25 protein-coding genes are annotated in these 24,570 nt (G+C 69.6%); 13 read left to right on the top strand and 12 right to left on the bottom strand.

What is annotated here, in order from left to right:
- The first annotated feature begins 6 nt into the window (after positions 1-6).
- Genes BM417_RS26390 through BM417_RS26380 form a run of 3 tightly spaced genes read left to right on the top strand, consistent with a single transcriptional unit; the run spans position 7 to position 2,347 of the window.
- Positions 7-534: a cupin domain-containing protein gene (locus BM417_RS26390; RefSeq protein ID WP_093599856.1), complete on the top strand. Its 528-nt coding sequence runs from the start codon at positions 7-9 to the stop codon at positions 532-534.
- Positions 531-1,415: an alpha/beta fold hydrolase gene (locus tag BM417_RS26385; RefSeq protein WP_093599853.1), complete on the top strand. Its 885-nt coding sequence runs from the start codon at positions 531-533 to the stop codon at positions 1,413-1,415. The genes BM417_RS26390 and BM417_RS26385 overlap by 4 nt, the downstream gene beginning before the upstream one ends.
- Complete coding sequence (locus BM417_RS26380; protein WP_093599850.1) at positions 1,415-2,347, top strand: DODA-type extradiol aromatic ring-opening family dioxygenase; 933 nt, start codon at positions 1,415-1,417, stop codon at positions 2,345-2,347. The genes BM417_RS26385 and BM417_RS26380 overlap by 1 nt, the downstream gene beginning before the upstream one ends.
- On the opposite strand, the gene dmpG is transcribed toward BM417_RS26380, so the two are convergent.
- Genes dmpG through BM417_RS26365 form a run of 3 tightly spaced genes read right to left on the bottom strand, consistent with a single transcriptional unit; the run spans position 2,331 to position 5,034 of the window.
- A complete protein-coding gene (gene dmpG, locus BM417_RS26375; protein ID WP_093599847.1) occupies positions 2,331-3,335 on the bottom strand; it encodes a 4-hydroxy-2-oxovalerate aldolase in 1,005 nt (334 codons plus the stop codon). The genes BM417_RS26380 and dmpG overlap by 17 nt on opposite strands.
- Entirely contained in the window at positions 3,332-4,255 is a 924-nt protein-coding gene (locus tag BM417_RS26370; protein WP_093600694.1) for an acetaldehyde dehydrogenase (acetylating), read from the bottom strand. Before BM417_RS26370 ends, dmpG begins: the two co-directional genes overlap by 4 nt.
- Positions 4,255-5,034 (bottom strand): 2-keto-4-pentenoate hydratase, encoded by a 780-nt coding sequence (locus BM417_RS26365; protein ID WP_093599844.1) that lies wholly within the window; start codon positions 5,032-5,034, stop codon positions 4,255-4,257. The genes BM417_RS26370 and BM417_RS26365 overlap by 1 nt, the downstream gene beginning before the upstream one ends.
- Positions 5,035-5,114: 80 nt before the next feature.
- Between BM417_RS26365 and BM417_RS26360 the strand changes: the two genes are divergently transcribed.
- Positions 5,115-5,879, top strand: a complete 765-nt coding sequence (locus BM417_RS26360) for an IclR family transcriptional regulator (protein WP_093599841.1) — start codon at positions 5,115-5,117, stop codon at positions 5,877-5,879.
- A 95-nt stretch (positions 5,880-5,974) separates the two neighbouring features.
- Here the strand turns inward: BM417_RS26360 and BM417_RS26355 are convergent, their stop codons facing one another.
- On the bottom strand, positions 5,975-6,982 hold the full coding sequence (locus BM417_RS26355; protein ID WP_177320612.1) for a DUF2891 domain-containing protein: 1,008 nt from the start codon (positions 6,980-6,982) through the stop codon (positions 5,975-5,977).
- A 175-nt stretch (positions 6,983-7,157) separates the two neighbouring features.
- On the opposite strand from BM417_RS26355, the gene BM417_RS26350 reads away from it, so the two are divergent.
- Positions 7,158-8,546 (top strand): class II 3-deoxy-7-phosphoheptulonate synthase, encoded by a 1,389-nt coding sequence (locus BM417_RS26350; RefSeq protein ID WP_093600691.1) that lies wholly within the window; start codon positions 7,158-7,160, stop codon positions 8,544-8,546.
- An 85-nt stretch (positions 8,547-8,631) separates the two neighbouring features.
- Here BM417_RS26350 and pknB read toward each other — a convergent pair whose 3' ends face one another.
- Positions 8,632-10,653, bottom strand: coding sequence for a Stk1 family PASTA domain-containing Ser/Thr kinase (pknB, locus tag BM417_RS26345; protein ID WP_093599835.1), 2,022 nt, complete (start codon positions 10,651-10,653; stop codon positions 8,632-8,634).
- A 77-nt stretch (positions 10,654-10,730) separates the two neighbouring features.
- Here pknB and BM417_RS26340 point away from each other — a divergent pair, with 77 nt between their 5' ends.
- Positions 10,731-11,096, top strand: coding sequence for an Rv2175c family DNA-binding protein (locus BM417_RS26340; RefSeq protein WP_030474641.1), 366 nt, complete (start codon positions 10,731-10,733; stop codon positions 11,094-11,096).
- A gap of 80 nt (positions 11,097-11,176) precedes the next feature.
- Here the strand turns inward: BM417_RS26340 and BM417_RS26335 are convergent, their stop codons facing one another.
- From BM417_RS26335 to BM417_RS26325, 3 genes are all read right to left on the bottom strand, one after another.
- Positions 11,177-12,064, bottom strand: a complete 888-nt coding sequence (locus BM417_RS26335; protein WP_093599832.1) for a phytoene/squalene synthase family protein — start codon at positions 12,062-12,064, stop codon at positions 11,177-11,179.
- A complete protein-coding gene (gene mptB / locus BM417_RS26330; RefSeq protein WP_245822181.1) occupies positions 12,061-13,509 on the bottom strand; it encodes a polyprenol phosphomannose-dependent alpha 1,6 mannosyltransferase MptB in 1,449 nt (482 codons plus the stop codon). The genes BM417_RS26335 and mptB overlap by 4 nt, the downstream gene beginning before the upstream one ends.
- Before the next feature lie 169 nt (positions 13,510-13,678).
- The gene (locus BM417_RS26325; protein ID WP_093600685.1) at positions 13,679-14,782 is read right to left on the bottom strand and encodes a polyprenyl synthetase family protein; all 1,104 of its coding nucleotides are present in this window, start codon (positions 14,780-14,782) and stop codon (positions 13,679-13,681) included.
- A 68-nt stretch (positions 14,783-14,850) separates the two neighbouring features.
- On the opposite strand from BM417_RS26325, the gene metF reads away from it, so the two are divergent.
- Positions 14,851-15,732, top strand: coding sequence for a methylenetetrahydrofolate reductase [NAD(P)H] (gene metF / locus BM417_RS26320; protein ID WP_093599829.1), 882 nt, complete (start codon positions 14,851-14,853; stop codon positions 15,730-15,732).
- Here metF and BM417_RS26315 read toward each other — a convergent pair.
- Complete coding sequence (locus tag BM417_RS26315; RefSeq protein WP_093599826.1) at positions 15,729-16,382, bottom strand: DUF3153 domain-containing protein; 654 nt, start codon at positions 16,380-16,382, stop codon at positions 15,729-15,731. The genes metF and BM417_RS26315 overlap by 4 nt on opposite strands.
- Positions 16,383-16,489: 107 nt before the next feature.
- Between BM417_RS26315 and BM417_RS26310 the strand changes: the two genes are divergently transcribed.
- Entirely contained in the window at positions 16,490-18,142 is a 1,653-nt protein-coding gene (locus BM417_RS26310) for a DUF885 domain-containing protein (RefSeq protein ID WP_093599823.1), read from the top strand.
- A 246-nt stretch (positions 18,143-18,388) separates the two neighbouring features.
- Here BM417_RS26310 and BM417_RS26305 read toward each other — a convergent pair whose 3' ends face one another.
- Positions 18,389-18,883, bottom strand: a complete 495-nt coding sequence (locus BM417_RS26305) for a VOC family protein (protein WP_093599820.1) — start codon at positions 18,881-18,883, stop codon at positions 18,389-18,391.
- A 24-nt stretch (positions 18,884-18,907) separates the two neighbouring features.
- Between BM417_RS26305 and BM417_RS26300 the strand changes: the two genes are divergently transcribed.
- Positions 18,908-20,476: an alkaline phosphatase D family protein gene (locus BM417_RS26300; RefSeq protein WP_093599817.1), complete on the top strand. Its 1,569-nt coding sequence runs from the start codon at positions 18,908-18,910 to the stop codon at positions 20,474-20,476.
- On the opposite strand, the gene BM417_RS26295 is transcribed toward BM417_RS26300, so the two are convergent.
- Both BM417_RS26295 and BM417_RS26290 read right to left on the bottom strand, forming a co-directional pair.
- Complete coding sequence (locus BM417_RS26295) at positions 20,453-21,199, bottom strand: maleylpyruvate isomerase N-terminal domain-containing protein (RefSeq protein ID WP_245822179.1); 747 nt, start codon at positions 21,197-21,199, stop codon at positions 20,453-20,455. The two genes, BM417_RS26300 and BM417_RS26295, sit on opposite strands and share 24 nt — an antisense overlap.
- Complete coding sequence (locus BM417_RS26290) at positions 21,196-21,615, bottom strand: SAV_6107 family HEPN domain-containing protein (protein ID WP_093599814.1); 420 nt, start codon at positions 21,613-21,615, stop codon at positions 21,196-21,198. Before BM417_RS26290 ends, BM417_RS26295 begins: the two co-directional genes overlap by 4 nt.
- Positions 21,616-21,818: 203 nt before the next feature.
- Between BM417_RS26290 and BM417_RS26285 the strand changes: the two genes are divergently transcribed.
- The 4 genes from BM417_RS26285 to BM417_RS26270 all read left to right on the top strand — a co-directional run bounded on the left by BM417_RS26285 (position 21,819) and on the right by BM417_RS26270 (position 24,570).
- Positions 21,819-22,307: a YbaK/EbsC family protein gene (locus BM417_RS26285; RefSeq protein WP_093599811.1), complete on the top strand. Its 489-nt coding sequence runs from the start codon at positions 21,819-21,821 to the stop codon at positions 22,305-22,307.
- On the top strand, positions 22,304-22,867 hold the full coding sequence (locus tag BM417_RS26280) for a GNAT family N-acetyltransferase (protein ID WP_093599808.1): 564 nt from the start codon (positions 22,304-22,306) through the stop codon (positions 22,865-22,867). Before BM417_RS26285 ends, BM417_RS26280 begins: the two co-directional genes overlap by 4 nt.
- A 90-nt stretch (positions 22,868-22,957) precedes the next feature.
- Positions 22,958-23,587, top strand: coding sequence for a GntR family transcriptional regulator (locus BM417_RS26275; protein WP_093599805.1), 630 nt, complete (start codon positions 22,958-22,960; stop codon positions 23,585-23,587).
- The gene (locus tag BM417_RS26270) at positions 23,584-24,570 is read left to right on the top strand and encodes a 1-aminocyclopropane-1-carboxylate deaminase (protein WP_093599802.1); all 987 of its coding nucleotides are present in this window, start codon (positions 23,584-23,586) and stop codon (positions 24,568-24,570) included. Before BM417_RS26275 ends, BM417_RS26270 begins: the two co-directional genes overlap by 4 nt.

The following is a 24,570-nucleotide window of genomic DNA, read 5'->3' as shown; positions in this document are numbered from 1 at the left end:
ATCGCGTTGGCCACCTCAGGACCCGACTTCGCCATGACCGACTTCCTCGGGGCGCTCACGCACGCGGTGCGGCCCGACGGCGGGCGACCGCTGGTCGTGCACGACGACGAGCTGGAGACGATCCCGCCGGGCGCGGTGCCGAACCCGACGACGCTGCGGATCGCGGGCAAACTGCCGACGTCGACGTTCGAGCTGTTCCGCCAGGTGATCCCAGGCGGCGAGAGCTCGGACATGCAGCGGCACTACCACGAGACCGTGCACTTCGTGATCTCCGGCGACGGCCACAGCGAGATCCAGGACGCCGAACCGGACAAGTTCGGGACGGTGTCGTGGACTTCCGGCTCGTTCGTCTACACGCCGCCGTGGACCTGGCACCGTCACTACAACGACTCCACCGAGCACCCCGTCGAGTTCCTCACCATCGAGAACTCCCGGCTGCTCGCGCTGTTCGGGCTCGCCCGCAGGCAGAGCGCCGGCCTCGCGACGTTCGACGAGGCTCGTGCCCGTTTCGATACTTCTGGGGAGGACCAGTGATTCCCGAGCACGTCAGCATCTGGGGCGAACTGTCGCATGTGGACCACGCCGTGCGGCACGTCGACGTCCCGGTGCGCGGCCACACCGTGCGGACCAGGATCCTGCAGGCAGGCTCCGGACCGGAACTCGTGCTGCTGCACGGCACCGGCGGCCACCTGGAGGCCTACTCCCGTGACATCGCGGGACTGGCGGAGGACTTCCACGTCACCGCCTACGACATGGTCGGCCACGGCTGGTCCGACCTGCCGGACCTGCCGTACACGATCGACGTGCTGTCCGAGCACCTCGTGGGGCTGCTGGACGCGCTGGGCGTCGAGAAGACGCACCTGTCCGGTGAGTCCCTGGGCGGCTGGGTGGTCGCGTGGGTCGCCGCGCACTTCCCGGACCGCGTCGACCGGCTCGTGCTGAACACGCCCGGCAACATCGCGAACAAACCCGAGGTCATGCAACGCATGCGGGACAGCACGATGGCCGCCGTGCTCGATCCCAGCGAGGAGACCGTGCGCAGGCGGGTGGAGTTCCTGTTCCACCACAAGGAGATGGTCACCGACGAGCTGGTGAACCTGCGTCGTCAGGTGTACTCGCGGCCGGGGTTCGTGCAGGCGATCACGAACACGCTGGTGTTGCAGGATCCATTGGTGCGCAAGGACTTCGCGTGGGACCCGGCGTGGGTGGGCAAGGTCGCGGCACCGACGCTGCTGCTGTGGACGAGCCACGACCCGACGGGCGGGCTGGACGAGGCCGACATGTTGCTGGAGTGGTTGCCCGACGCGCGGTTGCACGTCATCGACGACGCCGGGCACTGGCCGCAGTGGGAGAAGGTCTCCGAGTTCCTCGACACGCACCGCACCTGGTTGCTGCACGGAAAGGACCCGTCCTGATGGCAGAGATCATCGGATTCGCGGGGATGTCGCACAGCCCGTTCGCGACGCTGCTGCCACCGGACGGCTCCGACGGGCCGGGGTCGGTGTTCCTGCGCGACGCGGACCGCGTGCGGCTGGCGGTGGAGAAGCTGGCGCCGGACGCGATCGTCGTGATCGGGCCGGACCACTTCCACGCCAACTTCTACGACGTGATGCCGCCGTTCGTGCTCGGGGTCGAGGAAGCCGTGGGGTTCGGTGACTTCGGCAGCAGCTCGGGGCCGTTACCGGTGGCCCAGACGCTGGCCTGGTCGGCGCACAGCGGTCTGGCGGACGCGGGCTTCGACGTGTCGCTGTCGTACTCGCTGACCGTCGACCACGGCATCGTGCAGAGCTACGAGATGATCACCGGCGGTACGACGCTTCCGTTGGTGCCGTTGGTGGTCAACACGGCCGCGCCGCCGTTGCCGTCGCTGGACAGGTGCGTGGAGCTGGGGCGTGCTTTGGGAGCCGCGCTGCGGTCGTCGGTGTTTCCCGGACGGGTGCTGGTCGTCGCCAGTGGTGGCTTGTCGCACTGGTTGCCGTCCAACGACCCGCGCGATCCGTCCGTGGTGGGGGAGCGGCGTGAGTCGTTGATCCGGGGACGGGCGTACGCGAAGGAGTTCGCCGCGGCGCGCGAGCCTCGGGTGAAGGCCATGGGCGGCAACCCCGAGGCGAAGGTGAACGCGGTGTGGGACGGGTGGTTCCTCGACCGGCTGTCGGCGGGGTCTGCCGGTGAGATCGCCTCCCTCGGGCACGAGGCGCTGGAGGACCACGCCGGCAGCGGTGGGCACGAGATCCGCTGCTGGCTCATCGGACAGGTCGCTGTCGGCCTGCCGCTGGTGTGGACGAGCTACGAGCCGGTGCCCGAGTGGATCACCGGCATGGGTATCGGAACTACGTTTGCCGTGTGAGGTCCAGGGCGATGTCGGTCAGCATGTCCTCCTGACCGCCCACCAAGCGCCGGCGTCCGGCTTCCAGCAGGAGGGTCCGTACGTCGGCGCCGGTGCGTTGGGCGGCCGTGTCGGCGTGGCGCAGGAACGAGCCGTAGACGCCCGCGTAGCCGAGGGTGAGGCTCTCGCGGTCGACGCGGACCGGGCGGTCCATGAGCGGCCGGACCAGGTCGTCGGCGGCGTCCTGGAGCGCGAACAGGTCGGCGTTGTGCTGCCATTCCTGGAGGTTCGCGACGGCCACGAACGGTTCGATGGGGCAGTTCCCCGCTCCGGCGCCGAGTCCGGCCAGGGAGGCGTCGACTCGGGTAGCGCCTTCTTCGACGGCGGTGATGGAGTTCGCCACCGCTAGTGAGAGGTTCTCGTGCGCGTGGATGCCGATCTCGGTGTCGGCGTCGAGCACGTCCTTGTAGGCACGGATCCTGGTGCGGACGTCGTGGGGGAGCAGACGGCCGCCGGAATCCGTTACGTAGACGCAGTTCGCGCCGTAGGACTCCATCAGCTTCGCCTGCCGAGCGAGCTCCTGCGGTTCGGCGAGGTGGCTCATCATCAGGAACCCGGACACGTCCATGCCGAGATCGCGCGCGCCGGCGATGTGCTGGGCGGAGATGTCGGCCTCGGTGCAGTGCGTGGCGATGCGCACGGACCGCACGCCAAGGCTGTGGGCGCGCTTGAGGTCGTGGAGCGTGCCGATGCCCGGCAGCAGCAGCGTCGTGAGTTTGGCCTGGGTCAACGCTTCCGCGGCCGCCTCGATCCACTCCCAGTCGGTGTGGCTGCCGGGGCCGTAGACGAGCGATCCGCCGCTGAGGCCGTCGCCGTGCGAGACCTCGACGGCATCGACTCCGGCCTGGTCCAGCGCCCTGGCGATCTCGGTGACCTTCTGGGGATCGATGCGATGCCGCAGGGCGTGCATGCCGTCCCGGAGCGTCACGTCCTGGAGGTAGATCTTCATGCGCGCACGACCGCCTTCGCCATGGTCTCCGCGACTCGCAGCGCCGCGCTGGTCATGATGTCCAGGTTGCCCGCGTAGGCAGGCAGGTAGTCGGCCGCGCCCTCGACCTCCAGCAGCACGGTGACCTGGTGCGTCACCGGTTCCTCGGTGAGCGTGTGCGGCTGGTCGACCGGGTCGATCTGAACCGGCTGTTTGAGGCGGTAGCCGGGGACGTAGGCGGCCACCTGGGTGATCATGTACTCGACGGAGGCGCGGATCCGGTGCTGTGTCTGGGGATCCGGTGCGTTGACGAGTGCGAGAACGGTGTCCCGCATGGTGATCGGCGGGTCGGCCGGGTTGAGCACGATGACGGCCTTGCCCCTGTGCGCGCCGCCCACGTCCGCGATGGCCTGCGCGGTCGTCTCGGTGAACTCGTCGATGTTCGCGCGCGTGCCCGGTCCCGCGCTTCGGGACGAGATCGAGGCGACGATCTCCGCGTACGGCACGGGAGTGACCGTGTTGATCGCGGCGACGATCGGGATCGTGGCCTGACCGCCGCAGGTGACCATGTTGACGTTCGGCGCGCTCAGGTGTTCGTCGAGGTTGACCGTCGGCACCACCATCGGCCCGATCGCCGCCGGGGTGAGGTCGATGACCCGTTTGCCGTGCGCGGCGAGGATTTCGGCGTGTTTCGCGTGGGCGCCCGCGGAGGTGGCGTCGAACACGATCTCGATCTCTTCGAACCCCGGCATCGCGACCAGGCCCTGGATGCCGTCCGAAGTGGTCGGAACGCCGAGCTTGCGGGCCTTGGCGAGGCCGTCCGACTCGGGGTCGATGCCGACGAGCGCCGCCACCTGCAGGGTGGTGGACCGCTTGAGCACCTTGATGACGAGGTCGGTGCCGATGTTGCCCGACCCGATGATCGCGACCTTCGTGCGCATCACGCCTCCTGCTTCGCGAAAGTGGCCCGCACGGTGCCGAGCCCGGTGATCGTGGCCTCGACCTGGTCGCCCGCCTGGACTCCGACCATCGGGCCGAGCGCGCCGCTGAGCACGACGTCGCCCGCCTTCAACGGAGCGCCGAGGTCCGCGGCGGTCGTGGCGAGCCAGGCCAGCGCGGTCAGCGGGTCGCCCAGGCACGCGGCACCGGACCCCGCCGAACGTTCCTCGCCGTTGACGCTGAGCACCATCGACACGTTCTTCGGCACGACCTCACCCAGATCCGCCTGCTCGGTGCCGAGGACGAACAGCCCCGACGAGGCGTTGTCCGCGACGGTGTCGGCGAAGGTGATGTCCCAGCCGCTGATCCGGCTGTCCACGATCTCCAGCGATGCCTTGACGTGCCCGACGGCGTTCGCGACGGTCTGCTCGTCGAACGGCCCCTCGGCGAGGTCCGCCTTCAGCACGAACGCCAGTTCCGCCTCGATCTTCGGCTGCAACAGACCGGACACCGGCAGTTCGTCGCCGTCCTTGTACGCCATGTCGTCGAGCAGCACCCCGAAGTCCGGCTGGTCCACCCCGAGCTGCTGCTGGACCGCCGGAGAGGTCAGGCCGATCTTGCGGCCGACGACTGTGGCGCCGTCCGCGATCCGCGCGGCGATGTTGTGCTGCTGCACCGCGTAGGCCTCGGCGTCGCCGATGAGGTCCCGCACGGGCGCACACGGAACCTTCTCGCGCGCCGCCGTGGCCAGGCGCTCCGCTGCAATGAGGACTTCGTTCATGCCGCTCATCGTGGCGGTGTTCTCGGTCCTGTGGGGACTTCGGAGTTCCGCTGACCGGAACTCGGTGGCACGATCAGGTGATGACCGAGGTACCGAACACCCTGCTGGGCAAGGTGATGTCGGTGCTGAACGCCTTCGGTGCCGACGACGACGAGCTCGGCTTCGCGGAACTGGGCAGACGCACCGGCCTGTCGAAGGCGACGCTGCACCGCCTGCTGGGCGACCTGGCCGAGGTCCGCCTGCTCGACCGGGGCACGCGCGGCTACCGCCTGGGCGGTCACCTGTTCCAGCTGGGCATCCGCGCGTCGGTCGAACGCCGCCTGGTCGAGGTGTCCACGCCCTACCTGGAAGACCTCTACGAACGCACCCACGAAACCGTCCACCTCGGACTCCTCGAAGGCCACGAGGTCGTCTACGCCGCCAAGATCGGCGGCCACCGCCAGGCGTCCTCACCGTCGCGTCTGGGCGGTCGCATGCCGCTGCACGCGACGGCGATCGGCAAGGCCCTGCTCGCCCACTCCCAGCCGTCCTTGCGCACCGAAGTCCTGTCCGCCCCCTTGGCTCGCCGGACTCCGCGCACAGTCGTCACGCCCGGCATGCTCCGGCGTCAGCTGGCCACGATCCGGCAGACGGGGGTGGCCTACGAGTTCGAGGAGTCCAGGGTCGGCCTCGCCTGTGTGGCGTCGCCGGTGCTCGGTCACGACGGTGCCGTTGTGGCCGCGGTCAGTGTCGCCGGGCCGACCACGCGGTTCGACCCTCGCGTGCACGCGGCTTCGGTGCACGCGGCGGCGACGGGCATCGCCCTGACGCTGATCCGGCGCGCGACGTTGTCGTCAGGCACCTGAAATCCAATATATCGGTGCCCGTTTTGTCCGCCCTTATGCAAAAGACGTTTGCGGACGTCCGCAAACGTCTTTTGCAATGGGTGGGTAAGTGCAGGTCAGAAGGCCTTTGCGTCGAGGTAGGCGCCGAACGAGCCGAGCCAGTGGTCGGCCATGTAGCCGTGCCCGCCGAACACGTACGTCCACCCGGCCTCACGATGCGCGGCGGAAGCCGTCCGGGCCAGCGAGGTGTAGCGGTGGCCGTCCGGGAGCGCCCCAGCGATCGCCTCCCAGTTCCAGGCGCGCGACAACGCGAGCCCGGCCAGGTGCGAGCCGTAGGGGTCGCTGGGGTCGTCGACCGGATACGGCTCGCGCAGCACCCGCCACCGTTCCGACTCGAGGTCCGGCAGGTAGGCGTCGAACCAGTCGGCGAACTCGGCGGTGCTCAGGGCGCGGCGCATCAGGTCGGCCGTTGTCAGCGCGGGGGAGAGGAAGTCGGCGGCGTCCGGTTCGAAGCCGCCGTATCCGGCCTCGTCCCGGTGCCATCGCAGCGCCGCGTCGACGCACGCGGAGGCCAGTTCGGAGTCGCCGTTCACCTGGGCGGTGTCGTACACGAGTCCGGTCGCGAACGCGGTGTTGCTGTGCGTGCCGGTGCGGATCGGCAGGCGCGCCGCCGAGATCCATTCCAGCCAGCGGTCGCGCAGCACGTCCGCGATCGGCGCGACCGACCACGGCAGGCCCGAGGTGCGCAGCTCGGCGTCGAGCAGCAGCAGCCACGCCCACCCGTACGGCCGCTCCCAGTGCCGTCCGGCCCGGGAGGCGAAGAAGGAGGCCTCGACGGCGCAGTTCTCGGGCGTGATCAGCTTGTCCAGGGCGTTGCGGGCCGTGTCCGCTCCCGCGAGAGAGGGCCGCAGCCGCAGCAAGCGCACGGCCAACCACGTCTGGTGCACGCACGAGTGCCAGTCGAACGACCCGGCGAACACCGGGTGCAGCACCCGCTGGGGCACCAGGCCGTGGTCTCCGTCGATCACGTGCGTCCAGTGCACCGGGTGGTCGCGTTGGATGTTGTCGATCGCGATGCCCAGCAGCCGGGTCGCGGTGCTGTCATCCAATCGGGTGGCGTCCATGGCCCACATCATGCAGTGCGACATCTCAATAGGGCAGAGGCAGATAGTTGACAAGTAACAGACCTCACGCCGCCGGCGGAGGATCGGCACACGGGCGGGTGACCTGGAAAACACGTGCTGAACAGCTGACAGGCCCGGCAGGGTCTCTCAGTGTGGGACAACTAGGATGAGCAGCGTGAACTGGACCGTGGACGTGCCCATCGACACGCTTCCCGAGCTTCCGCCGCTGCCTCCCGAGATGCGCAAGCGCCTGGACGACGCACTGTCGCGCCCGGCCGCCCAGCAGCCCGACTGGCCCGACGCCGAACAGGTGCGTCGCGTGCGGACCGTGCTCGAGAGCGTGCCGCCGATCACCGTGCCCGCCGAGATCGACCGGCTGCACACGCAACTGGCGCAGGTCGCGAACGGTGAGGCATTTCTTCTGCAGGGCGGTGACTGCGCGGAGACGTTCGCTGACAACACCGAGCCGCACATCCGCGCGAACATCCGGACCCTGCTGCAGATGGCCGTGGTGCTGACCTACGGCGCGAGCCTTCCGGTGGTGAAGGTCGGCCGCATCGCCGGCCAGTACGCCAAGCCGCGTTCGTCGGGCATCGACGCTCTCGGCCTGCCGTCCTACCGCGGCGACATCATCAACTCCCTGGTAGCGACGCCCGAAGCCCGCGTCGCCGACCCCGGCCGCATGATCCGCGCCTACGCGAACGCCGGCGCGGCCATGAACCTGCTGCGGGCGCTCACCGGCGCGGGTCTCGCTGACCTGCACCGCGTGCACGACTGGAACCGCGACTTCGTGCGCACCTCGCCCGCGGGCGAGCGCTACGAGGCCCTGGCCGGCGAGATCGACCGCGGCCTCAAGTTCATGTCGGCGTGCGGCGTGAACGACCAGTCGCTGCACGGCACCGAGATCTTCGCCTCGCACGAGGCGCTGCTCCTCGACTACGAGCGCGCGCTGCTGCGCCTCGACACGACGCGCGACGAGCCCCGCCTGTACGACCTGTCGTCGCACTTCGTGTGGATCGGTGAGCGCACCCGTCAGCTCGACGGCGCGCACATCGCGTTCGCGGAGATGCTGTCGAACCCGATCGGTCTCAAGATCGGTCCGACGACGACGCCCGAGATGGCCGTCGAGTACGTCGAGCGCCTCGACCCCCGCAACGAGCCGGGCCGCCTGACGCTCATCTCGCGCATGGGCAACCAGAAGGTGCGCGACGTGCTCCCCGCCATCGTGGAGAAGGTCGAGGCCAGCGGCCACAAGGTCATCTGGCAGTGCGACCCGATGCACGGCAACACGCACGAGTCGTCGACCGGCTACAAGACCCGGCACTTCGACCGCATCGTCGACGAGGTCCAGGGCTTCTTCGAGGTGCACCGCCGCCTCGGCACGCACCCCGGTGGCATCCACATCGAGCTCACGGGTGAGGACGTCACCGAGTGCCTCGGCGGCGCCCAGGAGATCTCCGACGACGACCTCGCCGGCCGCTACGAGACGGCGTGCGACCCGCGCCTGAACACGCAGCAGTCGCTCGAGCTCGCGTTCCTCGTCGCCGAGATGCTCCGGTCGTAACACCTTCCGGACGAGTTTCCTGAAGACGAGCTGAAGAACGAAGGGCCCCGCGTCGAGAACGCGGGGCCCTTCGCCTTTGCCGTGATCAGAGGCCGACGATCGTGATCTCGGTTCCTCGCTTCACCCGCGTGCGCGGCGGGATCGACTGGTTCACCACGGTCGCGTTGTTGCTCTTGTTGAACTCGACCTTCACCCGCAGACCGGCCTGTTCGAGCTGCTCCTTGGCCTCCCGCACCTTCTGCCGGGTGACGTCGGGAACCTCGATCTCCTGGTTGTTCTGGTAGAAGAGCGTGACGCGCTTGTTCTGCGTCGGGTCCAGCACGGTGCCCGCCGGCGGATCCGTCCGCACCACGCGCGACCCGTTGTTCTCCGGCGCGTCCTCGCCACCCGCGTCGACCGCTTCCAGACCGGCGCGCTGGAGTTCGGCGACCGCCTCGTCCTTCGTCTTGCCCGTCACGTTCGGCACGGGCAGGCGCGGCGGCGGTCCCTTGCTCAGGATCAGCGTCACCGGGGCGTCGAGAGCGAGCGCCGTGCCGGGGCGTGGATCGACGCCCACGACCTTGCCGATCGGCACGGTGTCGTGGAACGCGTCCTTCGTGGCGTCCTTGACCGCCTTCAGGCCCGCGGCCTCGATGTCCTTGGTGGCGGCGGCCTCGTCGACGCCGGTGTTGATGAACGGCACCACGGGCCTGCCGCGCGACACGACGAGCTTCACCTGCTGGTTCTTGCGCAGCTCCGCGCCAGGACCAGGGTCGGAGCTGATGACCGTGCCGTTGGGCACGTCGTTGGACGGCACCTTCTCGACCAGCCCGGTGAGGTCGGCCTTCGAGAGCAGCACCATCGCGTTCTGCTCGGACTGCCCGGCCACCGACGGCATCTCCGTGTAGCGGCCCGCGCCGACGTACCAGGAGAACAGGCCGACGATGATCGCCACCACGACGACCACGGAACCCCAGATCGTGAAGAGCTTCTTGCGCCGCTTGCGCTCCTCCTCGACCGGGTCGACCTTCGGCTTCTTCTTCTGCGGGGGACGACGGCGTGGCGGCTCCGGCCGCTGCATCGTGCGCGTGCCGGAGATACCGGGAGGAGGCGGCGGCGGCCCGGTGCTCACCGTCGTCATCGCCGCCGAGTTCAGGGACGGCTTCGGCACCACCGGCCTGGTCAGCTCGGCAGCGGAGGGAGGAGTGGCGCCGACCGCGACCGGAACCGGTCGCATGATGACCGTCCTGTCGTTCTCGGGCGCCGAACCGGGTACGGGCACCGGCTGCGGCGTGAGGCCCAGGTCCGTGCCCACGCGCTCCAGTTCGGCCAGGAACGCGTCGGCGTTCGCGGGCCGCAGCACCGGGTCGCGCCGCGTCGCCTTGCGCACCAGCGTGTCGAGCGCCAGCGGGATCTCCGGAACCGACGGGACGTCCGAGTTCACGTGCTGATAGGCCACCGAGATGGCCGTCTCGCCGCGATAGGGCGCCTGACCCGCCAGCATCTCGTAGAGCACGATCCCGGCCGCGTAGACGTCACTACGCGCGTCCGCAGCGCCCGATTCCACCTGTTCGGGTGAAAGATAGGCGACGGTGCCCAGGATCTCGCTGTCGCTCGTGACGCCGTTCTCGGCGATCGCACGGGCCAGCCCGAAGTCCGCCACCTTCACCTGGCCACCGGGTCCGATCAGCACGTTCTCCGGCTTCACGTCCCGGTGCACGAGCCCCGCGCGGTGAGCCGCGCCCAACGCGGACAGCACCGGGCCGAGGATGCTCAGCGCCACGGCGGGAGCGAGCTTGCCGCGCTGATTGAGCAGGTCACGGAGGTTTCCGCCGTCGATCAGCTCCATCACCAGGTACACCTGGTCACCGTCGACGCCCTGGTCGTGCACGGACACCACTGCCGGGTGGTGCAACTGGGCCGCCGCGCGTGCCTCGCGCTCGAAGCGCGCGACAAACGCCGGGTCCGCCGTCAGGTGCGGATCCATCACCTTGATGGCCACATCGCGATCGAGGCGAGTGTCGCGACCTCGATAGACGGTGGACATGCCACCGCGCGCGAGCACGGAGTCCACCCGGTAGCGCTGCTCCAGCAGTCCACCCATCACGTTCGAAACCGACCTCTCCACAGTGCGAGATGGTAAAGCTCAGGATGACCCGGTTGGCGGAAGGGCGTTCCCAGTTCGGTTATGGCATCGTGACCCCCGTGAGTGCGATTCCTGCCGCTGCGGATGTATTGGCTGCCGACCTGGAGGTTCTTCCTCTCCCCGAGGTGGCCGACCGAATGGGACTTCCGGTCACCCGGGTCCACCAAATGTTGCGCGACGGGCAACTGCTCGCCGAGCGGCGGGCCGGCGTTCTCGTCGTCCCCGAGGCGTTTCTCGCTGCCGGAGGGGTGGTGAAGGGTCTGCCCGGCACCATCACGGTGCTGCGCGACCAGAACTACTCCACGGACGAGATCCTGCGCTGGCTCTTCACGGAGGACGAAAGCCTCCCTGGCACTCCGATCGAAGCATTGCGCGGAGACCGTGGGCGTGAGGTAAAGCGCCGCGCGCAGGCCATGGGCTTCTAAGTCACCGATCACAGCTGTTCCGGACGTCTCCGCAGGTGAGAGACGTCCGGAACCGCTGCGCGAGGCTAAAAGAGCGGGGCTCACCCCGGAATCCCGTGAGTCGTCACACGGGCGAGGAGGGCTCGGCCGACGCCGGGCGCCGCCACGGCGAGCCGCCGTGAGTTCGGCACGGCCACACGTCGCCACAACACCTCGCAGCCAACGAGCCCGAGGATGTCGCGGTACAGGGTGTATGCGGTCTGCATACAGGGCCGGGACGTCGCGGACAGCATCCCGATGCCGGGCTCCGCGGACTGATATATCGCATACGAGTGCGCGACGAGGTCGTCGAGCGCCCGTTGCACCCGGTCGTTTGCGCGACGATGACGACGACACCATTGCAAAAGGTCGCGGTCGACGCCGTGCGCGCCGAGGACGTCCTGCGGCAGGTACACGCGGCCGCGGTCGAGGTCCTCGCCGACGTCGCGCAGGAAGTTCGTGAGCTGGAACGCCGCCCCGAGCCGGGCCGCGTACGGTTCGGCCTCCTCGCGGGGCACGACGGTGCCGAGCACCGGCAGCATCTGCAGCCCGATGACCTCCGCCGAGCCGTGCACGTAGACGCCGAGCGCGTCGAGGTCCGCGTACTCCGTCACGTCGAGGTCCATCCGCATCGACGCGAGGAAGTCCGTGAACAGCGACCTGTCGATGTCGTAGCGATGCATCGTGTCGGCCAGCGCGTGCAGGATCGGGTTCGACGGCGCCTTCTCCAGCAGCCGCTCCACCCGGTCCAGCTCACCCGCGCGGTCGGTCACCCCGGCCGCGTCGACGATCTCGTCGGCCCACCGGGCGAACGCGTACAGGGCATGCACCGCGGGCCGCTGGTCAGGCCGCAGCAACGTCGTGGCCAGGAAGAACGTCTTGCCGTACCGCGCGTTCACGCGACGGCAGGCGGCATAGGCGGAGCCCAGGTCCACGGTCCCGGGGCTCATTCGTAACGAGAGGACAGGCCGAACGGGTCCGGCTTCACCAAAGAACGCGCGGCGAGCGCCGACACCACCAGCGCGAAGGCCAGGTAGCCCCACGAGTACAGCGCCGTGTCGCCGTTCGGGAACGTCACCAGCAGCAGGAACAGCGACGCGGTCGTCACCGTGACCAGCGCGCCCGTGCTCCACGCGAACCCGGCGGCCAGCGCCAGCGCCCAGGTGAAGTACCAGGGCAGCGTCGCGGGGGACAGCAGCGCCACGGCCAGCAACGTCAGCGCGCCACGCCGGACGGCGTCGCGCACCTCACCGTCGCGGGACGCCCACCACTGCGTGTACGCGATCCAGATCAGCACCACGGAGCCCAGCGCCCGCGCCACGCCGATGAAGATGCCGCCGTCGACGTAGACGAACCAGTTCACGACCATGCGCACGAAGTCACCGACCGCGCTCGGCAGCGACAACCAGTTGATGATCATCGACGAGCTGCGCAGGGCCGGGATCCAGCCGAGGCTCACCCCGGCGATCAGCGTGCACACGAGGAACGTCCCGAGGAACGTGGCCAGGCCCGGCAGCAGCGCCTTGCGGAACTGGGCGCGCTTGTCGCCCTCCAGGCGCGCCGCCCAGATCCAGACGAGGAACGGCACGATCACGACCGCCGTCGCCTTCACCGAGAACGCGAGGGAGAGCAGTACGAAGCCGAGCACGTGCCTGCGGTCGAGCACCAGCAGCACACCGGCCGCCATCAGCCCGATCATCAGCAGGTCGTTGTGCGCGCCACCGATCAGGTGGACCAGCACCAGCGGGTTCGCCGCGACCAGCCACAAGGCGATCGCCGACTTGCCGCCCAGGTGCCTGCTCAGGCCCGGCAGCGCCCAGCACAGCAGCACCAGCCCGCCCGCGAGGGAGAGGCGCATGGCGACGACGCCGAGGATGACGCTCGCGTCCGTGATCCACACGATCGCCTTGGCGACCAGGATGAACAACGGCCCGTACGGCGCGGGCGTGTGCTGCCACACCCAGCTGACGTTCTCGCTCAGCGTGCTCTGCAGGACGGCCGGCCCGACCGTGTACGGGTCGTAACCGCTCAGCGCGAGCTGGCCCTGGGCCAGGTAGCTGTAGATGTCCTTGCTGAACAGCGGCGGCGCGAACAGCAGCGGCAACGTCCAGACCGTCACCGCGACCAGCACCGCGAAGTCGCCGATCTCGCCCCACCGCACGAGACGGCCGAGCCGGATCCACGCCCAGATGACGAGGCCGAGCCCGAGGTACAGGACCATGCTCGCGAGGTCGCGGCCGTGGCCGTAGCGCAGCCAGCTCAGCCCGACCTGGGCGAGCAGTGGGTCGCGCTCGAGGATCGCGCCGGCACCCATGCCCCCGAGCGCGATCAGAGCCACGCCCAGCAGGCCGAGCATGGTCGTGCGGATGGGGATGGCGTAGGTGTTCGTGCGCACGACTGGATCAAGCTCCTGTAGAGGTGCCTCGGAGCTCGTGCGGGGGAGGGACGGAGTTGCTGCCATCGCCCGAACATCGTTGCACAAGGCGCTGAAGCGTCGGCAAGCAACGGGCCACACTGGTCACGTGGACTTAATCAAGCCGTCCGCCCGGGAAATGTGATCAACTTCAGAACGCGCGCTTGGTGGAGCTGATCGCGAGGCCGGCGAGCTTGGCGGCGGCCGGTTCGGCCACGGGAGCGGCGTCGAGGGCGGCCAGCGCGCTCTTCGTCAGCTCCTCGATGCGTTCCTCGACGGCGTCGACGGCGCCGACCTTCACGAGCGTGCGCCGGACCTCTTCGACGGTGTCGAGGTCGAGATCGGGCTTGCCCAGGGCGATATCCAATATATCGGCGCCGAACTGCATGCCGAGCGCGACGAGCAGCGTGCGCTTGCCCTCGGCGAGGTCGTCGCCCGCGGGCTTGCCGGTGACCTCGGGGTCGCCGAACACGCCGAGCAGGTCGTCGCGCAGCTGGAACGCGACGCCGATGTCGGCACCGAACGCGCGCAGGCCGTCGATCAGCTCGGGCGAGCCGCCCGCCATCGCCGCACCCATGTGCAGCGGCCGTTCGACGGTGTAGGCGGCGGTCTTGAGCCGGTCGATGCGCAGCGCGGCGTCCGCGGACGAGTCGCCCCGCGCCTGCGTCAGCACGTCGAGGTACTGGCCCGCGAGCATCTCGGTGCGCATGTCCCGCCACGGTTCGCTCATCCGGCGCAGCACCTCCGACGGCAGCCCGGCGGCGAAGAGCATGTCGTCCGCCCACGCCAGCGCGACGTCACCGATCAGCACCGCCGCCGACATGCCGAAGCGCTCCGACGAACCGAGCCAGCCCTGCTCGCGGTGCCGCGCGCCGAACGCGATGTGCACGGTCGGCTTGCCCCGGCGCACCGACGAGGCGTCCATCAGGTCGTCGTGGATCAGCGCGCACGCCTGGATCAGCTCCAGCGAGCTGACCGCCGTGAGCACCTCGTCCGCGAGCTCACCGTCGGGGTCGCCGCCGGCCGCTCGCCAGCCCCACCACGCGTAGGTCGGGCGGATGCGCTTGCCGCCGCCCAGCACGAAATCGGAGAGCGCGTCCACCGCGCTCGCGAAGCTCGGGTCCATCGCCTCCCCGGACGCGCGCCGGGAGGCCAGATAGGTGGTCAGTGCTGCTTCGACGTGCTGGGGCAACGCGACGTCGATGGGGTGGTGGGACACACGTCCATGGTCCGCTGTGTCCGGGACCACCCGCATGCCGGGGCCCGCGTACCACATGGTGAGCTGGAGTCTCACCTAGCGGAAGACCCACTAGGGTTGGTCCTATGACGTCGGTGGTGGAGCGGCTCCGGGGAGAGTCACCCAAGTTCTCGGTGGAGTTCCTGCCGCCTCGGGACGCGGAGGACGAGAAGATCCTCTGGAAGGCCGTCCGCGAGCTGGAAGGCCTCGACCCGGCGTTCGTGTCGATCACCTACGGCGCCGGCGGGTCGCGCCGGGACCGCACGATCCGCGCCACCGGCCGCATCGCGCAGGAGACGACACTGCTTCCCGTCGCGCACCTCACCGCCGTCGAGCACTCGGTGGCCGAGCTGCGCAACGTGATCGGCTGGTACGCGGCCATCGGCGTGCGCAACATCCTCGCGCTGCGCGGCGACCCTCCCGGCGACCCGATGGGCGAGTGGGTCGCGCACCCGGAGGGCCTGAACTACGCCGACGAGCTGGTGCGTCTGGTCCGCGAGCTCGGCGACTTCTGCGTGGGCGTGGCGGCGTTCCCGTACGGGCACCCGCGCTCCGGCGACCTCGACACCGACCTGAAGTTCCTGCTGCGCAAGCTCGACGCGGGCGCGGACTACGCGGTGGCCCAGCTGTTCCACGCGCCGGAGCCGTTCCTGCGGATGCGGGACCGGGTGGCGGACGCGGGCTGTTCCGCGGCGATCCTGCCTGGAATCATGCCGATGCTCTCGCCGCGCGGCCTGGCCAAGATCGTGGAGCTGTCCGGCGCCGACCTGCCGCTCGACGTCTCGCGCCGGTTGGAGCCGTACGCGGACGACGTCGCGGGGTTCCGGGCGACCGGCATCGACATCGCGACCGAGATGTGTCAGCGGCTGCTCGACGAGGGCGTTCCCGCGCTGCACTTCTACACGATGAACAGGTCCAAGGCGACGAAGGAAGTGCTGGGGCGCCTGGGCCTGGTGACGCGCGCTTAGAGCGTGACGTTGCGCTTGTGCGCGATGAGGGCGAGCACGACGACGATCAGCGCGGCACCGCCGGTGAGCCCGGCGACCAGCAGCGCCCAGCCGAAGAACGAGCTGGAGTTCTCGCCCGCGTACTGCACGGTGGCCTGCAGCATCGACGCCTGACCGGGTTTCGGAGACCACGCGATCGTGTTGTTCTCCTCCTCGCGGCCGTTGGTGTTCACGATCTTGCCGGGGAAGCTGACCTTCACCTGGATGTCCGCGCGTTCCACCGGAACCTGGGTCAGGTCGACCGACCCCGACAGCGTGACAAGATCACCCGACCGGCGGAAGCTGAGGCTGTAGCGGCTGTTCGACGAGCTGGTGGACGTCGACAGCGTCCGCATCTCGTCGAACGACAGGCCGTTGAAGAACAGCTGCGTGCCCGCGTACGACTCCACCCGGTACGGCTTGGTGGTGACGCGGCTCGCGAGCTCCGGCGGCACCTTGAGCTGTGGTCCGGGGTCGTTGTCCTGGGTCGGTGGCGTGGCCGCGACGATCTCGCCGGAGATGCGGTCGTCGTCCGACACGGCCATGGCGGCGTACACGCGAACGCAGCCGCTCAACGAAAACAGGGTGAGCAGCAAGAAGACCGGCAGCAGAAGTGCCCGGGAACGACGCACGCGGACATCCTGCCAGCACGGCCCAAACGACGCAGGTCCCCTCCGAAGGTCGTGAGCTTGACTAACTACCTTTTGGTGTGGAGGGGCGCGAGGTAGCGTCTCGAAACATGGCATCCGTGCACGAAATCAGCAACAAATTCGTCAGCGACTACGTGGCGCTGGACCCCATCACCGCCACCAGTCTGGGCTTCGCGGGAGCCGATGACCAGCTGACGGACCTCTCTCCGGAAGGGCACGCGGCGCGCGACGAACTCGCCGTCCGCGCTCTCGCCGCCATCACCGCCGCACAGCCCGCGGATGCCTCGGAGGAGGCGGCACGCGCCGTCTTCCTGGAACGGACGGGCCTGGAGCACGAGCTGTACGAGGCCGGTGAGACCGAGTCCTCGCTGAACGTCATCGCGAGCCCGATCCAGTCGGTGCGCGACATCTTCGACCAGATGCCGACCGACACGCCGGAACAGTGGGCCACGATCGGCCGTCGTCTCTCCGCCGTGCCCGCCGCTCTCGACGGCCTGCGCGCCTCTCTCTCACACGCCGCTTCCCGCGGACACGTCTCCGCGATCCGTCAGGTCACTCAGGTCGCCAAGCAGTGCGACACCTTCGCGACGACCTTCTTCGGTCCGTTCGCCGCGTCCGCAGACGTGGACGGCTCGGTGCGTTCCTCTCTCGACGCCGGCGCCACCGCCGCTGCCGCCGCCTACGCGGACTTCGCTTCGTTCCTGCGCACGACGCTGGCCCCGCAAGCACCGCAGAAGGACGCGGTCGGCGAGGAGCGCTACCGCCTCGGCTCGCGCTACTTCACCGGGTCGCGGCTCGACCTGGCCGAGGCCTACGCGTGGGGCTGGGAGGAGTTCCTCGGCATCGAGGCCGAGATGAAGAAGGTGGCCGCGCGGCTCAAGCCGGGCGCTTCGCTGGCGGAGACCGCGGCGTTCCTCGACGAGCACCCGCGCTACCAGGTGCACGGCCAGGACGGCCTGCAGACGTGGATGCAGGAACTGTCCGACAAGGCCCTGCTCGACCTGCGCGACGTGCACTTCGACCTGCCGGACGCGCTGATGAGCCTCGAGTGCAAGATCGCCCCGCCCGGCGGTGCCGTCGGCGCCTACTACACGCCGCCGACCGCGGACTTCTCCCGGCCCGGCCGCATGTGGTGGTCGATCGCCGAGGGCAAGTCGGTGTTCCCGACGTGGCGCGAGACCTCGACGGTCTACCACGAGGGCGTGCCGGGCCATCACCTCCAGTGCGCGACGGCCGTGTACCAGTCGGAGACGCTGAACGACTTCCAGCGCCTGATGTGCTGGGTCTCGGGCCACGGAGAGGGCTGGGCGCTCTACGCGGAACGCCTCATGCGCGAACTCGGCTACCTCGACGACGACGGCGACCTGCTCGGCATGCTCGACGCGCACCTGTTCCGCGCGGCCCGCGTGATCATCGACATCGGCATGCACCTGGAGCTGGAGATCCCGGCCGGCACCGGCTTCCACCCCGGCGAGCGCTGGACGCCCGAGCTCGGCCTGGAGTTCATGATGACCAGGACGCTCTCGGAACCCGCCCACATCCGCGACGAGATCGACCGCTACCTCGGCTGGCCGGGCCAGGCACCGGCGTACAAGATCGGCGAGCGCCTGTGGCTCGCCGCCCGCGAGGACGCACGCACCCGCAAGGGCGCCGACTTCGACCTCAAGCGCTTCCACAAGGAGGCCCTGGAGATGGGCGCGATGGGCCTCGACACCCTTCGTGAACGGTTGGCCGCCCTCTGATCCACGCCCGCCGCGCAACCTTCTGAACTGCGCCGATCCACCCTTATGCAAAAGACGTTTGCGGACGTCCGCAAACGTCTTTTGCACAAGCCGGTGTGGCGAGGGGGCTGATATATCGGATATCAGTGGGTGCCGGTGCGGCGCGGGCGGAACATCGAGACGTCGAAGCCGGTGTCCGTGAGGCTGTTGTCGAACGGTTCGGCGTCCTTGATCCGCTGAGCGCCTCGCGGGCCTTCTTTCGACCCGTTACGCCGGATCGGCCCACCGGACGCGCACGCGGTTCGTGATCGGCTCCGCGTCATCGGTCCGCACGAACTCGAGCCACGGACCCGGCTCGGGCCGGACCGAGGCGAAGCCGTCCCCGCTGCGCACCACCGGATGCCCGGTCGCCTGGGCCGACGCCAGCGGATCACGCGAGTCGACGACGACGGCGGCGATCACGCCGGGATATTCGTGGCGGGGTTCGAGGACGCAGAACTCGTTGCCCTGCGGATCGCGCAGCACCACCCACGGCACGTCGGTCTGACCGACGTCGGCGAGTTCGGCGCCGAGCTTCAACGCGCGCGCCACGATGTCCGCCTGGTGTTCGGGCGACGACGAGGCCAGGTCGATGTGCACCCGGTTCTTCTCGATCTTCGGCGCGTCACTCCACACGAACGTCAGCTCGAGCTCGTCACCGGCGAACTCGGACCAGAACGCGGCCAGGGCCGGGGGATCCGCTGCCTCGAACGTGATTTCCACGCGTACGAGGGTACTGTCTCGCGCGTGGCGAAGCTGGTGCTCGGACCGCTCCTGAGGCATGTCGACGAATCGTCCGCGACGGTGTGGGTCGAGACCGACGCCTCGTGCGAGGTCGTGATCGCCGGGCACATCGCGCGCACGTTCCAGGCCGGCCGGCAGCACTTCGCGCTCGTCAGACTCGAGAACCTCGGCCCGCGCACGGAATACGACGTCAGGCTCGACGGCGAGACGGTCTGGCCGGAACCCGGCAGCGGGTTCCCGACGCCGGTCATCCGCACCGGTGAGGTCCGCCGGATCGCCTTCGGGTCGTGCCGTGCCGCGCCGACCCAGCCGGTCGGGCCCGACGCCCTCGACGCGTTCGCGCAACGGCTCATGGAGACGTCCGAGGACGAGTGGCCGCAGGCGCTTGTCCTGCTGGGAGACCAGGTCTACGCCGACGAACCCACCGAGGCCACCAAGCAGTGGCTGCGTGATCGCAGGCAGGGCACGGAGGAGCCCGACGGCGAGGTCGTGCACTTCGGCGAGTATGCCCGCCTCTACCACGAGACCTGGGGCGACCCCGAGATCCGCTGGCTGCTGTCGGTCGTGCCGACGGCGATGATCTTCGACGACCACGACGTGCGCGACGACTGGAACACGTCCGCGGTGTGGCGCGCGGAGATGGCGGACAAGCCGTGGTGGCGCGACAGGATCCGCGGCGCCCTCTCCTCGTACTGGGTCTATCAGCACTTGGGCAACCTCGGCCCGAACGAGCTCGCGCGGGATCCCTTGTACGCCAAGGTGAAGGCCCAGGACACGGACGTGCTGCCGTTGCTGGAGGAGTTCGCCGAGGAGGCGGACAGGGAGGTGGAGGGCCGCAAGTCGACGTGGTGGAGCTTCCGCCGCGACTTCGGCCGCGTCCGGCTGCTCATGGTCGACACGCGCTCGGGCCGCATCCTCGACGAGGGCAAGCGGCAGATGGTCAGCGACGCCGAGTTTGAGTGGATCGAGCGGAACACCGACGGCGACGACATCGACCACCTGCTGATCGGCTCGTCGCTGCCGTGGCTGATGCCGCACGCGCTCAGTCACTTCCAGTCCCTCAACGAGATCGGCGCGCGCAAACCGGGCTGGCAGGGCAAGGCCGCCGAAGGGATCAGGCAGGCGGTCGACCTGGAGCACTGGCCGGCGTTCCGGGAGTCGTTCGACCGGCTCTCGCGGATGATCGAGAAGGCCGCGGGCAACGGCGCCGCGACGGTGTGCGTGCTGTCCGGCGACGTCCACCACAGCTACGTCGCCGAGGCCGAGTTCGCCAGGCCCACCAAGGCAGTGGTCGCGCAGCTCGTGTGCTCGCCCATCCACAACGAGGCGCCGAAGTTCCTGCGACCGGGGTTCCGGCTGTCGTGGTCCCGCGCGGCCTCGTGGGTGTTCCGCCGCCTCGCGACACTGGCCGGCGTGCCGGAGGACCTGGTGCACTGGCGCAAGACCAGCGGCCCGCACTTCGGGAACTCCGTGGCGCTGCTGGACTTCGACGGCCGCCGCGCCCGCTACCGGCTGTTGTCGGCAACGGGCGAGGAGACCGCGTCCGTCCTACTTGGTCGCGAGCCGCAGTAGCGCCCACAGCTGCGCGATGGCGTCGTGGTCGCCGATCGCCTCGACCATCCGGTCGGGCAACCGTCCCCACAGCCAGCGGTACATCGTCATCGGACTCGCCGACACCTGCGCGTCGGCGACGTGGGTGTCCTCCGGGTCGACCACGCGCCACGCCGACGCGCCGTGCGGACCGCAGCGCGTGAGCCACAGGTGGTCCTCGACCTGGATGGTCACGAGGCTCTCCCGCGACCCCCGCACCCCGAGCACGTCCAGCTTGTGCCCCAGCCACAACGTGAGCACCTCGTCGACGCCGTCGATCGCGACCTCGTCGGCGACGGCACCGGGTTCCACGCCGGAGGCGCCCTGGACGTCCATGCGGTGCACCGTCGTCTCGTGCGCGAGCCGTCGCCGCCAGAACCCGTAGTTCTGCCGGTCAGGCCACCACGTCGCGCACGGCTCGTCCTCGTCGTGCGCTTCAAGCTCCGCGATCACGGCCTCCGCGCCCGACCGCATGAAGTCGAGCGTGTCCTCGCCCGCCGCCGGGTAGTCCTGCCACTCGCCGGCCCTGGGCTCACGGCCGAGCCTGATCCACGCCAGCACGCCGCGATAACCGCCGCCGACGTGCCGCACGGTCTCCCCGAGGTTCAGTCCGGGACAGGCCGGCACGCCCTTGTGCGGTGGCTGGCCGATCGCGGACATGGCGAGCAGTTCCGCCTCACGACGCAAGATGTCGAGAGAGTTCACCGCGTCGCCTCGCTCATCACGCGGTCGACGAGCAGCACGAACTGATGGGTCTGGCGCACCAGGTCGTCGGCCGTGCGCGCGTCGACGTGCCGGGTGATCCCCGCGAGCACGGCCGCCCGTGTGGACGACCACGACGCGAAGAAAGCTGCCCACTCACTCATCTCCGGCGCGAGCGCGCCGAGCAGCACCCACGCGCTGGTCGGCCTCGATCGCCCGCGATGGGGTCGTCCACGTAAGGCGAGCACCGCGGCGGCTGCGCGCAGTGCGGCGAGGTAAGCGGTCGCGAACCGCTCAGGGGGTTCGGGCGTGCGCTCCGACTCGGCGAGCGAGTCGTGGGCCTGCCGCAGCAGGGCGAGCGCGGACGCGGGTGGCAACGGGATGGGGAAGGCTGCCGGATTCGAAAGATCGGCTGTCATCTCGGCCTCCTAGTGGCGTCGGTGAACGACGTCACCGCCGAGGGGAAGCCGGCGGCTCTCGGAGGTGGGGTGCTTCCCCCACCCCACCTCCGAGGCATGGTTCGACTCGAACACATGTTCGAGTCCTCATCAGCGTAGCTCCCGGCCGATGGATTCCTCAACCCGCCCCACCACGTGGGCGCGAGTCGTGGTCTGATGGAGACGTGAGTGCGCTCGAACACCCCGGAATCCGCAAGGTCGCGGAAGCCCTGCCGCCCGCCACCGCCGAACGCATCGTCGTGCTGCCGGACGCCGTGCGGACCGCGGCGGCCGCCGCGGAAGCGGTGGGCGTGCAGGTCGGCGCGATCGCGAACAGCCTGCTGTTCGCCGCGGTGCGCGACGGGGTCGCGGCCCCGCTGCTGGTCCTGACCTCGGGTGCGCACCGCGCGGACACGTCGATGGTGGCCGAACTGGTGGGCGCGGACGCGGTGAAGCGCGCCGACCCCGAGTTCGTCCGCGAGCACACGGGCCAGGTGATCGGCGGGGTGTCGCCGGTCGGGCACCCGGCGCCGATCGAGACCATCGTGGACAGGGCGTTGTCCGGCCACGAGGAGATCTGGGCGGCCGCGGGTCATCCGCACGCCGTCTACCCCACGACCTTCGCGGATCTGGTGGCGCTGACGGGCGGACGCGTGGCGGTGGTGACGGCATGACGGCCTCGCCGCGCCTGGAGCGCATCGTCGAGATGACCGCCTCGGAGCTGAACGTGCGGCTGGGCGAAGCGCTCGCGCTGTACGTGACGGCGATGAACTACCCGCCGGGCACCGTCGAGCAGCGCGCCCCGATGTGGCTCGCGCACATGATGCGCGAGGACTGGCGCTGCGTCGTCGCGCTGGGAGAGCAGGACGAGCTCGTCGGCATCGGCTACGGCTACCGCGGCGCGGCCGGCCAGTGGTGGCACGAGCAGGTGCGGCGCGGGCTGATGCAGGTCTCGCCGCCCACCGTCGTCGAGGACTGGCTCACCGACTACTTCGAGCTGACCGAACTGCACGTGCTGCCGCGCGCCCAGGGCCGTGGCCTCGGCGAGGACCTGTTGCATCGCCTGATGGAGGGCGTGTCGTCCTCCCGCGTGCTGCTGTCCACGCCCGAAGGCCCGAGCAAGGCGTGGAAGCTCTACCGCCGCGTCGGCTTCGTGGACGTGTTGCGGCACTACCAGTTCACGGGCGACCCACGGCCGTTCGCGGTCCTCGGCCGCGCCCTGCCTGTCAGCTAACTCGCCTGGAACCATCCAAGCCCCCGAGTCGCACTGCGGCTCGGGGGCTTGTTGTTGCGATCACCCGGCCCGCGTCCTACGCTCACTGATATGCAATATATTGGATATGGGTCACTGAAGGAACGGGCGGCGGCCGAGATCCGGTCGGCGATCGTGCGCGGCGACCTGGAGCCGGGCACGCCCATCAAGGACGTCGAACTGGCGGAGAAGCTCGGCCTGTCCCGCACCCCGGTGCGCGAGGCGCTCGCCACGCTGACCGACGAGGGCCTGGTCGAGACCAAGCCGCACGCGTACACCCGTGTCACCGCGCTGGAAGCGGAACCCGTGCGGGACGCTCTCGTCGTCGTCCAGTCCATGCACGCCCTCGCCATCGGCATCGCGGTGCCGAAGATGCCGGCTGAGGACATCGCCGCCATGCGGGCCGCGAACAAGGCCTTCAAGAAGGCGCTCGACGCGAACGACGCCGTCGCCGCGCTGGCCGCCGACGACGACTTCCACGCGGTGGCCGTGCACCGCTGCGACAACTTCGCGATCGCCGCGACCATCGACCGCTTCACCCCGCTGGTGCGCCGGGCCGAGCACAGCCGGTTCTCCTCACCGGACGCCCGCCACTCCGTCACGCAGCACCAGCAGATCATCGAGGCGTGCGAGAAGGGCGACACCGCGCTGGCCGCCACCCTGGTCGACGAGAACTGGAGCACCCTGGAGGACGAACTGTGAACAGATTCCCGCTCCTCTTCGGTCCCTCGCCCGTGCACCGCCTGGACCGTCTCACCGCCCACCTCGGTGGCGCCGCGGTCTGGGCCAAGCGCGAGGACTGCAACTCCGGCCTCGCCTACGGCGGCAACAAGACCCGCAAGCTCGAGTACCTCGTCGCCGACGCCCTGGCCACCGGCTGCGACACCCTCGTGTCGATCGGCGGCATCCAGTCCAACCACACCCGCCAGGTCGCGGCCGCCGCGGCGCGGGCCGGTCTGAAAGCCGTGCTGGTGCAGGAGAGCTGGGTCGACTGGGCCGACGTCGGCAGCGACCGGGTGGGCAACATCCTGCTCAGCCGCATGATGGGAGCCGACGTCCGGCTGGTGAGCGCCGAGTTCGGCATCGGCGTCAAACCCGCCTGGGAACAGGCGATCGAAGAGGTCCGCGCGAACGGCGGCAAGCCCTACCCGATCCCCGCCGGCGCCTCCGACCACCCGCTGGGCGGCATGGGCTTCGCGAACTGGGCCGACGAGGTCCGACAGCAGGAGGCCCAGCTCGGCGTCTTCTTCGACACCGTCGTCGTCTGCTCGGTCACCGGTAGCACCCAGGCGGGCATGGTCGCCGGTTTCGCGAACGACACCGGCCGCCGCGTGCTGGGCATCGACGCCTCCGCCAAGCCGGCCGAGACTCTCGCCCAGATCACCCGCATCGCGCACAACACCGCCAAGCTGTGCGAGGTCACGGTGTCCGAAGAGGACATCCTCCTCGACGACCGCTTCCACGCCGGCATCTACGGCATCGCCGACGAGTCCACCGTGGACGCCATGCGCCTGGGTGCGAGCCTCGAAGGCATGATCACCGACCCGGTCTACGAGGGAAAGTCCCTGGCGGGGCTCATCCACCTCGTGTCGTCGGGCGAGATCGGCCGCGACAGCACGGTCCTCTACGCCCACCTCGGCGGACAGCCGGCTCTCAACGCCTACAGCTCCCTGTTCCCCGCGTAA

It is taken from the genome of Lentzea waywayandensis (assembly GCF_900115955.1).
Lineage (GTDB): Bacteria > Actinomycetota > Actinomycetes > Mycobacteriales > Pseudonocardiaceae > Lentzea > Lentzea waywayandensis.
Note: the sequence above shows the minus strand (reverse complement) of the source record. Positions and strands in the feature narration are given on the sequence as shown.

What these genes read in the sequence shown, in the direction of transcription:
- BM417_RS26365 (WP_093599844.1), bottom strand. Translation starts at nt 5,034, where the DNA reads ATGAACGAAGTCCTCATTGCAGCGGAGCGCCTGGCCACGGCGGCGCGC.
- BM417_RS26335 (WP_093599832.1), bottom strand. Translation starts at nt 12,064, where the DNA reads ATGAGCCCCGGGACCGTGGACCTGGGCTCCGCCTATGCCGCCTGCCGT.
- BM417_RS26290 (WP_093599814.1), bottom strand. Translation starts at nt 21,615, where the DNA reads ATGACAGCCGATCTTTCGAATCCGGCAGCCTTCCCCATCCCGTTGCCA.
- BM417_RS26380 (WP_093599850.1), top strand. Translation starts at nt 1,415, where the DNA reads ATGGCAGAGATCATCGGATTCGCGGGGATGTCGCACAGCCCGTTCGCG.
- BM417_RS26360 (WP_093599841.1), top strand. Translation starts at nt 5,115, where the DNA reads ATGACCGAGGTACCGAACACCCTGCTGGGCAAGGTGATGTCGGTGCTG.
- BM417_RS26275 (WP_093599805.1), top strand. Translation starts at nt 22,958, where the DNA reads ATGCAATATATTGGATATGGGTCACTGAAGGAACGGGCGGCGGCCGAG.
- dmpG (WP_093599847.1), bottom strand. Translation starts at nt 3,335, where the DNA reads ATGAAGATCTACCTCCAGGACGTGACGCTCCGGGACGGCATGCACGCC.
- metF (WP_093599829.1), top strand. Translation starts at nt 14,851, where the DNA reads ATGACGTCGGTGGTGGAGCGGCTCCGGGGAGAGTCACCCAAGTTCTCG.
- BM417_RS26325 (WP_093600685.1), bottom strand. Translation starts at nt 14,782, where the DNA reads ATGCGGGTGGTCCCGGACACAGCGGACCATGGACGTGTGTCCCACCAC.
- BM417_RS26370 (WP_093600694.1), bottom strand. Translation starts at nt 4,255, where the DNA reads ATGCGCACGAAGGTCGCGATCATCGGGTCGGGCAACATCGGCACCGAC.
- BM417_RS26355 (WP_177320612.1), bottom strand. Translation starts at nt 6,982, where the DNA reads ATGGACGCCACCCGATTGGATGACAGCACCGCGACCCGGCTGCTGGGC.
- BM417_RS26280 (WP_093599808.1), top strand. Translation starts at nt 22,304, where the DNA reads ATGACGGCCTCGCCGCGCCTGGAGCGCATCGTCGAGATGACCGCCTCG.
- BM417_RS26310 (WP_093599823.1), top strand. Translation starts at nt 16,490, where the DNA reads ATGGCATCCGTGCACGAAATCAGCAACAAATTCGTCAGCGACTACGTG.